12 protein-coding genes are annotated in these 12,189 nt (G+C 36.2%); all 12 read left to right on the top strand.

Annotated features, from left to right (window positions below; all coding sequences use genetic code 11):
* Positions 1 to 508: T9SS type A sorting domain-containing protein (locus JXR81_07555; protein MBN2754707.1), on the top strand; the 508-nt coding region annotated here is incomplete at its 5' end.
* Positions 509 to 1,092: 584 nt separating this feature from the next.
* Complete coding sequence (locus JXR81_07550) at positions 1,093 to 1,542, top strand: metal-dependent transcriptional regulator (GenBank protein MBN2754706.1); 450 nt, start codon at positions 1,093 to 1,095, stop codon at positions 1,540 to 1,542.
* A gap of 38 nt (positions 1,543 to 1,580) precedes the next feature.
* Complete coding sequence (locus JXR81_07545; GenBank protein MBN2754705.1) at positions 1,581 to 2,564, top strand: glycosyltransferase family 2 protein; 984 nt, start codon at positions 1,581 to 1,583, stop codon at positions 2,562 to 2,564.
* Positions 2,564 to 3,400 (top strand): alpha-1,2-fucosyltransferase, encoded by an 837-nt coding sequence (locus JXR81_07540; protein ID MBN2754704.1) that lies wholly within the window; start codon positions 2,564 to 2,566, stop codon positions 3,398 to 3,400. Before JXR81_07545 ends, JXR81_07540 begins: the two co-directional genes overlap by 1 nt.
* Positions 3,400 to 4,941: an oligosaccharide flippase family protein gene (locus JXR81_07535; GenBank protein MBN2754703.1), complete on the top strand. Its 1,542-nt coding sequence runs from the start codon at positions 3,400 to 3,402 to the stop codon at positions 4,939 to 4,941. Before JXR81_07540 ends, JXR81_07535 begins: the two co-directional genes overlap by 1 nt.
* Entirely contained in the window at positions 4,938 to 5,813 is an 876-nt protein-coding gene (locus JXR81_07530; GenBank protein MBN2754702.1) for an alpha-1,2-fucosyltransferase, read from the top strand. Before JXR81_07535 ends, JXR81_07530 begins: the two co-directional genes overlap by 4 nt.
* Complete coding sequence (locus JXR81_07525; GenBank protein ID MBN2754701.1) at positions 5,810 to 6,613, top strand: glycosyl transferase family 6; 804 nt, start codon at positions 5,810 to 5,812, stop codon at positions 6,611 to 6,613. Before JXR81_07530 ends, JXR81_07525 begins: the two co-directional genes overlap by 4 nt.
* A 28-nt stretch (positions 6,614 to 6,641) precedes the next feature.
* The gene (locus tag JXR81_07520) at positions 6,642 to 7,670 is read left to right on the top strand and encodes a glycosyltransferase (GenBank protein ID MBN2754700.1); all 1,029 of its coding nucleotides are present in this window, start codon (positions 6,642 to 6,644) and stop codon (positions 7,668 to 7,670) included.
* 63 nt (positions 7,671 to 7,733) lie between these two features.
* The gene (gmd, locus tag JXR81_07515) at positions 7,734 to 8,723 is read left to right on the top strand and encodes a GDP-mannose 4,6-dehydratase (protein ID MBN2754699.1); all 990 of its coding nucleotides are present in this window, start codon (positions 7,734 to 7,736) and stop codon (positions 8,721 to 8,723) included.
* Between the two features lie 13 nt (positions 8,724 to 8,736).
* A complete protein-coding gene (locus tag JXR81_07510; protein ID MBN2754698.1) occupies positions 8,737 to 9,930 on the top strand; it encodes a DegT/DnrJ/EryC1/StrS family aminotransferase in 1,194 nt (397 codons plus the stop codon).
* Between the two features lie 11 nt (positions 9,931 to 9,941).
* Complete coding sequence (locus JXR81_07505; protein MBN2754697.1) at positions 9,942 to 10,916, top strand: NAD-dependent epimerase/dehydratase family protein; 975 nt, start codon at positions 9,942 to 9,944, stop codon at positions 10,914 to 10,916.
* Between the two features lie 10 nt (positions 10,917 to 10,926).
* The gene (locus tag JXR81_07500; GenBank protein MBN2754696.1) at positions 10,927 to 12,018 is read left to right on the top strand and encodes a hypothetical protein; all 1,092 of its coding nucleotides are present in this window, start codon (positions 10,927 to 10,929) and stop codon (positions 12,016 to 12,018) included.
* Positions 12,019 to 12,189 lie beyond the last annotated feature (171 nt).

The following is a 12,189-nucleotide window of genomic DNA, read 5'->3' as shown; positions in this document are numbered from 1 at the left end:
TATAGCGGATCAGTTTAATCACAGGATAAAAAAGTATGATTTGGATTGTGCGGCCGGGGAAGAAAATACGGCAACACCGACTGTGACAAATACGCCTATAGCAACATTAGCATTTACAATAACTGCAACTGTCACAATTACCATAACCCCGGAAAATATTCCTGAAGGACAGGGAAGTTATGCTGCGCTGAAAGCGGGGACAACTACAATATATTATGAAGATATCTCAGAAAAAAACTTCTATAATTATCCAAATCCTTGCAGAAATATGACGGTTATCCGGTTTTCCTTAAATAAAGTCAGGCAAATAAATCTTCAAATCTATACAATTAATGGTGAAAGTATTTGGAGTAAAGAAATATATGCTGATATGCTTAAACCAGGTATAAATAGTATAGACTGGTATTTGGCAAATGAAAGAGGGCAAAAAGTATCAAATGGTATATATATATTAAAATTATATATTGATGATATGATATTTACAAAAAAGATAGCGGTAGTGAGGTAATTAATTATTTTTGATACTGTATTAAAAAGTATATATATTCAATGTTTGTTATATAGTGTTTAACAAAATAGTAAATTAATCATTTCCAATTTATAAAATGTTAATCATATGGAGCAGAACATGATTGTCTTGTTTCTGTTGAAAAATGTTCCATTTAAATAAGAAAGTGAAAGTTGTTATGTAAATTTTATTTTATAATCTTGTTTTTAAGAGAGTAATATATGTTTTATCTCACTGGGGAGAATTATTTTACCAGTATAAAAACGCAAAAATAACGGAATTTGAGCCTGATTCGGATACATATGAACTTATACGTCAGGATAGGATAAAGGAAATGATGGAAATGGCCGCGAAATACACTATAATATTGATGTAAACAAAGAAATACCATCGGAAATTTTTTCTAATATCGCCCGCGCGGGTTTTAAGTATCAGATAAGCGCGCCGGTTCTTCCGGCTTTTAAAAAAGGAGTTTTTCAGGACATTTCTGTATACGCTTACAGAAAATAATTGCAGGCGTTGACAAAAATAATTAATCATATATAATCTTGTTAGGTTTATATAACAAATAAAGGATGGTTTTAATGGAAAATAAGCTGTCTGCCGCCATGGCGGATTATTTAAAGATAATATACCTTCTTGAAAATGAAAAAAAGGTCGCCAGGGTTTCTGATATAGGCAGAAAAATGGAAGTAAGAAAAGCAAGCGTGGTATCTGCCGTCAACTATCTTAAAAGGGCGGAACTTATTCAGCACGAGCGTTACGGTTTTATCACACTGACTCCGCGCGGCAGGCAGGCGGCGGAAGCCATAAACCGTAAATATGAAATATTGCTGGATTTTTTTCAGAACACGGTAAAAACAGGGGAAAACAGGGCAAAGGAAGAAGCCTCCAAAATACAGCATTTAATAAGCGCTGAAAGCGTTGATAAAATCCAGATATTTGTAAATGTACTTAAAAAGAAAGAAAAAGAACCTGTAAAAGTAATTAAGGTAAAATCAAGATTAAAGGGAAAAACCTCGAAACGCGCTTAAACAGCTGTCGCGTTTTATTAAATAAATATGGAGTATAAATGATAAGTGTAATAGTGCCTGTATATAAAGTAGAGCAGTATCTTCCGAAATGTGTGGACAGCATAGTTAACCAGACATATCAGGATATTGAAATTATACTTGTTGATGACGGCTCCCCTGATAATTGCCCTGCCATCTGCGATGAGTATGCGCGAAAAGATAAAAGGGTAAAAGTAATTCATAAAATAAACGGCGGGTTGTCTGATGCCCGCAACGCCGGTATAAAAGAGGCTTCGAAAAATTATATTATATTTTTGGACGGTGATGACTGGCTGCAGGAAGAATGCTTAATCAGATTAAAAACAGTTATTGAAAAAAGCCCGAAAGATATAATAATTGGAAATGTACAATATGTTAATAATGACATCAAGGAAGCAAAAATAATACAGCCTGTAACTGAAGAAAGTATTGACGGAAAGACATCAGACGGTATTATGTCATACCTTGCAGATAAAGGAATTTATTGGCCGGCTTTTAGGTTTGTAATTAATAGAAAATTTATAATTGATAATAACCTGTTTTTTATTAATGGAATACTTCATGAAGATTTAGAATGGGTGCCAAAAACTTTATCAGCTGCTTGTTCTTTCGCGGCCTTAAAAGAACCTTTTTACTGTTACAGAAAAAACAGGCAGGGTTCCATAACGGATAATAAAATGTTTGCAAATTATAAAGATATGGTTAAAGTTTCATCGGAACTTTTCGAAATTTCTGAAAGAAGAGAAAAAAAAGCGCGGGATTATGTTTTAAAAGGGGCAAAGACGGCTTTATTGCTTGCTTTTGAAGGTGTTAAAAGAATGAATGCACAGGAAAAAGTCAGATTTAAACAAATTATAAATGAAACAGCGCAGATTAAAAAGCTGATAAAAAATTTCAGTTTAATGAAAAACTTTTCTGTTATATTTGGTTTGTGGAACAGCCTGGTTATTTACACTTTTTTTGCGGAACTTGCAGGAAAAATTAATGATATGAAGGGGAAATAATGATAGTAACAAAGATGATTGGCGGCCTGGGGAATCAAATGTTTCAGTACGCTGCCGGTTTGGCATTGTCTGTAAAAAATTCAACACAGCTTTTTATTGACAATACCGGCAGCCTTAGTGATAAAACACATTCATATTCCCTTTCTGTGTTTAATATCAAAGCTGAAGTATTTAAAGGAAACACCGCATTGAACGCCGGCACGCAGGAACTTATGGAAAACAGGAAATTATCCTATTACAGGCTGAAAAAATTCAATTATGATAATGCATTTGAAATGATAAAGGATGATACTTATATAGAAGGCTTTTTTCAGAGCGAAAAATTCTTTCATGGAGTTGAAGACAGGCTGCGTACTGATTTTACTTTGAAAGAGCCGGCAAAAGATAAAAATATTGAAATGATGAACAAAATAAGATCCTGTGAATCTGTCAGTTTACATATAAGGCGCGGCGATTACTTTGACAACTGGAAGAACAGGCTGTTTCATGGGGTAAATCTGATGCCTTATTATAAAAAAACTGTAAATTCAATCAATAAGAACTTAAAAAATCCCGTGTTTTTTGTATTTTCTGATGACCAGGAATGGGTTAAAAAGAATTTCAAGGGAATAGTTCAGTATACGCCTGTAGAAATAAATGACAGCAGTCAGGGATATGAAGACTTAAGGCTTATCAGCACATGCAGCCATAATATAGTGGCAAATTCAACTTTTTCCTGGTGGGGAGCATGGCTGAACTTAAATCCGCATAAATTGGTTTTTGCGCCAAAGAGATGGTTTAATAATCCTTTTATAAATACATCCGATCTTGTCCCCAAAACATGGAAGCGTTTTTAATGAAAAATAAAAAGCAGCTTTTTTTGAATTTGGTTTTCAGCGCTTTCTCATTTGTGGTCGGACCCGGTATAAATTTTATAATCTATCCATATATCATCATGCATCTTGGCGTGGAAGCATTTGGTTTCGCTGCGCTTGCGGCAAGTTTTGTGGGTTATGCTCAGCTTGCAACGGTTGCAATTCATTCAATGGCCGGCAGATTTATAACGGTTAAACTGCACGAAGGCGATGTGGAAGGAGCAAACAGGTATTTTAATTCTGTTTTAATAACAAATTTTCTTATGGGTTTCATACTCTTTATTGTTTTGTTTATCTGCGTTATTTATCTTGAAAGGATAGTAAGGGTCCCGGAAGCAATAATTTCTGACGTTAAATATCTGTTTTCTTTTACTTTTGCAGGTTTTATTGTAAGTGTGCTTACCAATACTTTTGGTGTTGGCTTATTTGCGTCTAACAGGCTTGATATTGCTTCAGTAAGGGATACTGCAGGCAGTGTTATAAGGGGTATTATTTTATTTTTACTTTTTTATTTTTTAAAGCCGCAGGTCTTTTATCTTGGAATCGGCACTTTTATTATGACCTTATGGGTATCATTAAGCAGCATATATTTTACCAAACGCATGATTCCGGAAATAAGTATAAATTGGAAATTTGAATTTAAGGCAGTAATAGAAATTGCATCAGCAGGGGCGTGGAACCTTTTAAGCAGGCTTTCCGGAATATTGGCCCAGGGGATAGATTTGCTGATTGCAAATTTATTTATTTCACCCGCGGCTATGGGTGTTATTTCGGTATCTAAAACACTGCCGGTTATGCTTATAAATATAACCGGAATGTTTACCGGCGTATTTGCGCCTCAGCTGACTATAAGTTACGCGAAAAAAGACTATGAAGACATTAAAAAACAGGTGTTTTTTTCCATTAAAATGCTTGGGATGATTACGGGAATACCGGTTGCTATAATAACCATATATTCCGGCGATTTTTATCGTTTATGGGTACCTGGGCAGGACGCGGTGTTGCTGCAAATATTAACCGTAATAGCCATAATTAATCTTGTTATAAGCGGTCCGTTTGGAGTTTTCTATAATATTTTTACGGCAGTTAACAAAATTAAAACTGCTTCTATTGTGGCTTTTATTCAAAGTATTATTTCTTTTATAACGGTAATATCCCTGCTTTATGTTTTTAAAGATGAAAACACACGCATGATTATGATTGTAAGCGTAAGCAGCGCCTTTTCGCTGCTTTTGAATTTAACTTTTCAGCCCGTTTACGCGGCTAACTGCCTGAATTTTAAATGGAATACTTTTTATCCCCTTATGTTAAGGAATATAATTTCATATATTGTTTTTACAGCCGGGCTTGCAGGATTAAGGTATTTATATGTGCCAAATCAGTGGGTTTCTTTAATCTTATTATGTGTGTTATTCTGTATTTTGGGGCTGATACTGTATTACAATATTATATTCACAAAAGGGGAAAAAGAAAGAATTGTGGAGTTATTCGCTAAAAACTTAAAAAGAGCTGCTGCAAAATGATAATAGTAAAAATTTTTGGCGGCCTGGGGAATCAGATGTTTCAGTATGCGCTTGGCAGGTTTCTTTCGGTTAAAAATTCCTGCGAATTAAAAATTGATATAGCAGAATATAAAAACTATAAGCTGCATAATTATGGGCTGAATTCGTTTAACATTACAGAGAGTTTCGCGGATAAAAAAGAATGTGATCTTATAAAATTTCAAAAATGCAGTATTGTTGAACGTGCCGCAAGAAAAATACTGGGTAAAACAAAAAGAAAAACCAATGATTTAATTATTGAAAAAAATTTTAGGTTTGATCCAAAAATACTTGAACTTACAGGGAATAAGTATCTTGAAGGCTATTGGCAAAGTGAAAAATACTTTGTTTTGTATAAGGAACAAATTTATGCTGATTTTACTTTAAAACATGAAATGAATGATATTAATGCCTCGGTTTATAAAGAGATATCAGATGTTAATTCCGTAAGTTTTCATATAAGAAGGGGCGATTATGTTTCTGACCCCGTAACAAAAGCTTATCACGGGGTTGATTTAAAACAGTATTATATTGATGCGGTAGAATTAATTAAAGAAAAGGTTAAAAAACCATATTTTTATATTTTTTCAGATGAATCAAACTGGGTTCGTGAAAATTTTAAAGGTGAATTTGAATTTAAGGTTGTCGATTGTAATACGGGAAGAACAGGATACGATGATATGCGGTTAATGAGCGCGTGCAAACATAATATAATTGCAAATTCATCATTTTCCTGGTGGGGAGCGTGGCTGAATAGAAATCCTGGAAAAATAGTGACAGCTCCCAAAAACTGGTTTACTGATAAGTCAATTGACACTTATGACCTTATACCAGAAACATGGATCAGGCTATGAAAATAGCTATACTTTACATAACGCTTGGCAGATATGATGTTTTTTTTAAAGGTTTTTATGAAAGCGCGCATAAAAAACTGTTTTTGGGGCACGAAAAACACTTTTTTATTTTTACTGACAGTTTAAAAATTAATTCAATGAAAAATTCTGATATTACGGTTATAAAACAGGAAAAAATGGGATGGCCATTTGATACCTTAATGCGTTTTAAAATGTTTGAATCTATTGAAGATAAACTAAAAAATTTTGACTATATCTTTTTCTTTAATTCGAACATAGTATTTATAAGGCCTGTAAAGGAAGAAATATTTCCCGGGACTGAAAATGGCGGGATTGCAGCGTCAATTTTCTATATGAAAAATCAGGATGAATACACTTATGACAGGAACCCCGAAAGCAATGCATATATACCATACGGCAAGGGCAAAGCGTATTACCAGGGCGGTTTAAACGGCGGTACTGCTGCAGACTATCTGCAGATGATAAAAACTGTAAGGAAATGGGTTGATGAAGACGTAGAAAAAAAGATATTTGCAAAATGGAATGATGAATCGTATATTAATAAATATCTGCTTGATAAAAATCCTTTGATTATTAATAGAAACTATATGTTTCCTCAGGAATGGAGAATGAAAGACTGCCCCGGTAAACTGATTGCAATGCTTAGGGATAAATCTAATCCCTTTTATGGAGGCACAAAATGGCTTCGCGGAGATACAAATGTTAAAGACAGCCTTTTTAAGGCGCTGTTAAAAAAACCATTTTGGTTCTTAAAAATATTGATTAAATATTTTATGTAAAAAGTATTGCTAAATTGGAGCAAAAAAAATGCCAAAAGTAACAGTCATCCTATCGGCTTTTAATGCGGAAAAGTACATTAAAGAGGCAATAGAAAGCATTCTTGCACAGTCTTTTTCAGATTTTGAATTTTTTATTGTTAATGACGGGTCTGTTGATAAAACGGGTTCAATAATAGCTTCTTTTAAGGATAAAAGGATTATTAAAATTAATAATAAAAAAAATAAAGGTGTGGGGGTATCTGTTAATAAGTGTTTTAATGCTGCAAAAGGGATGTATATTGCAAGGATGGACGCGGATGATATATCGATGCCTCAAAGATTTGAGAAGCAGGTTAAGTTCTTGGATGAAAATATGGATGTTGGAATTTGTGGATGTTGGATAAAAACTTTCGGTTCGGGGAAACATTATATAAACAAATATCCTTCCCTGCATCAGGATATTAAATTCAAAATGTTAACAGAAAATCCATTTCCACAACCCGGTATAATGTTAAGAAAAAAGATGTTTGACAGGCACAATTTGCGGTACAAGCCTGAATGTTTTCCTTCTGAAGATTATGAATTGTGGGAAAGAGCCATAAGATTTATTAAAGGGGCCAATATCCCTGAAGTGCTGCTTAAATACAGGGTTCACCCGCAGAATGCAAGTAATAAAGGGCAAAAAAAACAGATAAAAGTTGCGGATGATATCAGAATCAGGCAGCTTAGAAAGCTGTTAGGAAAGACAAATCATGAAACTGAAGAAATATTCATCCGGCTGGTGAATAAAGAAGGGACAGGAGGAAGGCGCTTTATTGATAAGTCGTTTGAAATATTATTTGCTTTGAAAAATTCGGCCCTTTTAAAACAAGAATATACTGCAGTGCAAATGGACCCTTTAATAGAATCCTGCTGGTCTTTTGCCTGTAAAACTGAATTGTCATTTTACAGCATAAATAATTACGCGGCAGGATTAAAAAAAATGGGAATAAACGCGGGATATTTGATGAAAATAAGGCAGATATTAAGGTCGATTAAGTTTAGTATAATCAAAAAAATAAAGTTAATTTTATATTAATAAATAGTCATACAATCTTAAATTGTGATAAAATACCAAATAAAATATTTTAAGAGGTAAAACATGGCTAAAAAAGCTTTTATTACGGGTATTACGGGGCAGGATGGGTCTTACCTGACGGAATTTCTTATTTCCAAAGGTTATGAAGTTCACGGAATTATGAGGCGTTCAAGTGCATTTAATACGGAAAGAATAGACCACCTGATGGGCAATGAAGAAATAATGAACAATAAACTGTTTACGTATTATGGGGATCTTGCGGACGGAACAAATCTGTCGCGTCTGCTGGAAAAAATAAAACCTGATGAAATATACAATCTTGGCGCTCAGAGCCATGTAAGGGTAAGTTTTGATATACCGGTTTATACGGGGGATGTAACGGGAATAGGCACTACAAGGCTGCTTGAAGCTGTCAGAGAAACGCAGATAAACACTAAATTTTATCAGGCGTCATCAAGTGAATTGTACGGCCTTGTTCAGGAAGTACCGCAGAAAGAGACCACGCCTTTTTATCCGCGCAGCCCTTATGGCGCCGCAAAATTGTACGCATACTGGATGACGGTAAATTACAGGGAAAGTTATAATATGTTTGCGTGCAATGGCATCCTGTTCAACCACGAAAGCCCCAGAAGAGGAGGCACATTTGTAACAAAAAAAATAACAAAAGCAGTGGCAAATATAGCCGCTAAAAAACAGGACAAACTGTTTTTGGGAAATCTGGACGCTAAAAGGGACTGGGGTTACGCGAAAGATTACGTTGAAGCTATGTGGCTTATGCTGCAGCAGGATAAACCGGAAGACTATGTAATAGCAACCGGAGAAACCCATTCAGTTAAAGAATTTCTGCAGGAAGCATTTTCATATGCCGGGCTTGACTGGAATAAATATGTTGAAATAGACCCGCGTTATTTCCGTCCGGCTGAAGTTGACCTTTTGATAGGCGATGCCACAAAAGCTAAAGAAAAGCTTGGATGGGTTCCAAAAACAAATTTTAAGGAACTTGTGAAAATTATGGTGGATGCCGATTTAAAGGAAGCTGGTGTAAATAAATAACAGGAGCCATATAATGATACACGTGGGAGACATGAAAATAGGGCCGGAAGAAAAAGCCGCTATAAACGCGGTTTTGGATTCAGGGCATATTTCCGAAGGAAAAAATGTAAAGCAGTTTGAACGGGAATTCGCCGAAAAAATAGGCGTACGCCACAGCATAGCGGTATCGTCAGGCACGTCAGCGCTTATAGCCGGGTTGCTTGCCCTGATTTATTCGGGTAAAATAAAAAAAGGCAGCAGTGTTATTACAACCCCTGTCACATACATATCCACGGTAAGCGCTATTGTGCTTGCGGGGTTAAAGCCGGTATTTGCGGATATTGAACCGGGTACTCTGAACATTGGGCCTGACCAGATAGAAGAAACAATAAAACGCGAAGGCGCGGATAAGTGTTCGCTTATACTTCCGGTGCACCTTATGGGATATCCGTGTGACATGATTAAAATAAATGAAATAGCTGCAAAATACGGCCTGCTTGTTTTTGAAGACGCCGCGCAGGCACACGGCACAAAAATTAACGGCGTAAACGTCGGTAACTTCTCTATCCTCGCGGATTACTCTTTCTATATAGCCCATAATATTCAGGTTGGTGAAATGGGCGCGGTGACAACCAATGATACAGCCCTTGCGCGCCTGGTAAGGCAGATAAAGGCAAATGGAAGGGTCTGCGACTGCCTTGTATGCACCAGAAATGACGGCATATGCCCGCACGAACCAAAAGATGAACGCGATATGGACCCAAGGTTCACGCATAACCTGATTGGGTATAACTTTAAGACAATGGAATTTACCGCCGCGCTTGGTTTATTGCAGTTAAAGCGGTTTGATGAAATAATGGAAAAGCGCAGGGATAATATTAAAGCGATAAATACTGTTCTGAAAAAATATGAAGATGTATTCAGGCTGCCGGAATATATGGAAAATGTAAGTTATCTGGCTTATCCTTTAGTTATAAAAAAATCAGCAAAAATCAGCAGGCGCGACCTGCGTATAAAACTTGCAAAGAATAATGTGGAAAGCCGGCCGTTGTTCGGGTGTATTCCTACACAGCAGCCCGCGTATGAATATCTTAAAGGCGGATATGATGGAAAATTACCTGAGGCAGAATTTATCGGAAGCAACGGTTTTTATATCGGCTGCCACCAGTATATAGAAAAAGAGGACATTAAAATAATAGAAGCGGCATTTGACGCTGCTTTAAAATAGCGGGGGTAGATATGTCTTCATTCTGGAAGGACAAGAAAGTAACAGTAACCGGCGGCGGGGGATTTATCGGTTCTCACCTTTGTGAAGCGCTGTGTGAAGCCGGGGCACTAGTTACATCAGCCGATATAAACGAAGGGCACATATCTTCAAGCGTGTTTAAAGATAAAATAAGATTTTTAAAGACAGATCTTTTTGATTATAAGCAGGTAATTGAAAATTTTAAAGGGCAGGATATGGTAATGCACTTAGCGGCCAGGGTGGGGGGAATTGAATACAATATGAAATATATGGCTGAAGTTTATGCTGATAACCTGCTTATGCTGTCAGCGGTGACAAAATCAATCATAGAAAACAACATAAAAGAGGCGCTTTTTGTCAGCTCTGCCTGTGTTTACCCGCACGATGCTATAATACCAACGCCGGAAACCGAAGGTTTCCGTTCTGACCCGGAAGAAACAAATGAAGGCTATGGCTGGGCAAAACGCGCGCTTGAACTTTCCGCAAAATACCTTAAAAAATATAAGGGAATAAATGTGGCTGTGGTAAGGCCGTATAACGCGTATGGCCCCCGAGATAAATTTGACCCAAAGCACTCGCATGTTGTTGCCGCGCTGATTAACAAAGTATACGGCGCGTCTGACGGCAAAATACAGGTATGGGGAAGCGGCAATCAGACAAGGGCTCTTTTATATGTAAAAGACGCTGTTAAAGGCATGATGCTTGCCGCGGCAAAATATCCTATGGCTGACCCTGTTAACCTTGGCAATGACAGGGAATACACAATAAGAGAAGTGGCTGAAACAATAATTAAAATATCAGGGCTTAATGTAAAGACTGTTTATGATACTTCAAGGCCGGAAGGTTATGAGAGAAGAAGCTCCCTGAATCAAAAGGCAAAGGATAAAATTGGTTTTGAAACGTCGTACAGCCTTGAAGAAGGGCTTAAAGAAACCATAGATTATTACGTGAATAATCTTAAAAAATGAGAGCCGCAGAATGAAAGTTATGTTTGTTTCAGGAAGCTATCCTCCGGTAAGGTGCGGAGTGGGGGATTATGTTGGTTTTGTCTCTGCTAATCTTGCAAAACAGGGGATAAAAGCGGAAATTCTTACTTCTTCTTATCGCGGTATAAAACATTCCGGCAGAAATCCTGCAGTTAATCCCTGTATTGAAAAATGGGGAATATTGAATGTAAAAAAAGCTTTATCTGAAATTTTACGCAGCGGCGCCGGTATTGTTCACTTTCAGTATCCTACCGTTGAATATAAAAAAAATATGCTTACAAATGTTCTGCCGGCTGTTTTAAAATTAATAAAACCGGGGATAAAGATTGTGCAGACATTTCACGAACCCTTAATGGGCCTTACTTTTTTTGGAAGAGCAAGGCTTCTGCTTAATATGTTTTTTTCGGATGCGCTCATTTTTGTTGAAAAAGAAAATATGACAACAAGCCCATGGTATGTAAAAGCAGTTTTAGCCGGAAAAACAGTCAGGTATATACCTGTTGCTTCCAATATTCCAAGGCAAAAGGCAGACATTCGTGTTATTACGGCAATAAGAAAAAAATTCGCGGTGAAAAATAAAAAAAGAATTTTCTTAACGTTTGGCTTTATAACGCCTGTAAAAGGCTACGAAATACTGGCTGAAAACGTAGATTTTAATAAATATGAATGGATTCATCTTGGCGGGTATGACAAAAATGATTTATATCAGAATTCATTTGTTAATAGTGTTATAAAAAATGGAATAAAAATAAATTTTACAGGGTATCTTTCGGCTGTTAATACGGCAAAATACCTGGCATCTTCGGGGATGTGCCTTTTTCCGTTTAAGGAAGGCGTTACAGACAGGCATGGAACTTACCTGGCCGCCGCAAATCAGGGCGTTTACTGCGTTGCCTTTCACGCTTCAAAAAAAGGTTATTTTGAAGAAGAGAACACTTTTTACGCGGCGCTTGGAGATATAAATGGCTTTATTGATGGAATGAAAAGAAAAGTAAAGAAAGGCAATATCAAACCAAAACTGCCGCAGTGGGCGGATATTGCTTTTTCCCATAAGCAGCTTTATGAATTTTTGTTAAAAAAGTAAAAAAAGTATTTTGGAAATAATTACGCGTTATAAAAGTATTAATGGCATAAAAAACAATATTACTGTATAAATATTAAAGTTTTAAAATATCAATTGGGGAGATAATAAATTGAAAGAAGATAAATATTCATTTGCCAATTATGTATCTAAAAACAGATTTTGCAGCTATTG

The organism is Candidatus Goldiibacteriota bacterium, assembly GCA_016937715.1.
In the GTDB taxonomy this organism is placed as follows: domain Bacteria; phylum Oederibacteriota; class PGYV01; order PGYV01; family PGYV01; genus PGYV01.
This window is presented reverse-complemented; position numbering and strand designations above follow the sequence as displayed.

Bases quoted from the DNA above. Each gene is read 5' to 3' on its own strand.
- JXR81_07550 (MBN2754706.1), top strand. From the start codon at position 1,093: ATGGAAAATAAGCTGTCTGCCGCCATGGCGGATTATTTAAAGATAATA.
- JXR81_07545 (MBN2754705.1), top strand. From the start codon at position 1,581: ATGATAAGTGTAATAGTGCCTGTATATAAAGTAGAGCAGTATCTTCCG.
- JXR81_07540 (MBN2754704.1), top strand. From the start codon at position 2,564: ATGATAGTAACAAAGATGATTGGCGGCCTGGGGAATCAAATGTTTCAG.
- JXR81_07535 (MBN2754703.1), top strand. From the start codon at position 3,400: ATGAAAAATAAAAAGCAGCTTTTTTTGAATTTGGTTTTCAGCGCTTTC.
- JXR81_07530 (MBN2754702.1), top strand. From the start codon at position 4,938: ATGATAATAGTAAAAATTTTTGGCGGCCTGGGGAATCAGATGTTTCAG.
- JXR81_07525 (MBN2754701.1), top strand. From the start codon at position 5,810: ATGAAAATAGCTATACTTTACATAACGCTTGGCAGATATGATGTTTTT.
- JXR81_07520 (MBN2754700.1), top strand. From the start codon at position 6,642: ATGCCAAAAGTAACAGTCATCCTATCGGCTTTTAATGCGGAAAAGTAC.
- gmd (MBN2754699.1), top strand. From the start codon at position 7,734: ATGGCTAAAAAAGCTTTTATTACGGGTATTACGGGGCAGGATGGGTCT.
- JXR81_07510 (MBN2754698.1), top strand. From the start codon at position 8,737: ATGATACACGTGGGAGACATGAAAATAGGGCCGGAAGAAAAAGCCGCT.
- JXR81_07505 (MBN2754697.1), top strand. From the start codon at position 9,942: ATGTCTTCATTCTGGAAGGACAAGAAAGTAACAGTAACCGGCGGCGGG.
- JXR81_07500 (MBN2754696.1), top strand. From the start codon at position 10,927: ATGAAAGTTATGTTTGTTTCAGGAAGCTATCCTCCGGTAAGGTGCGGA.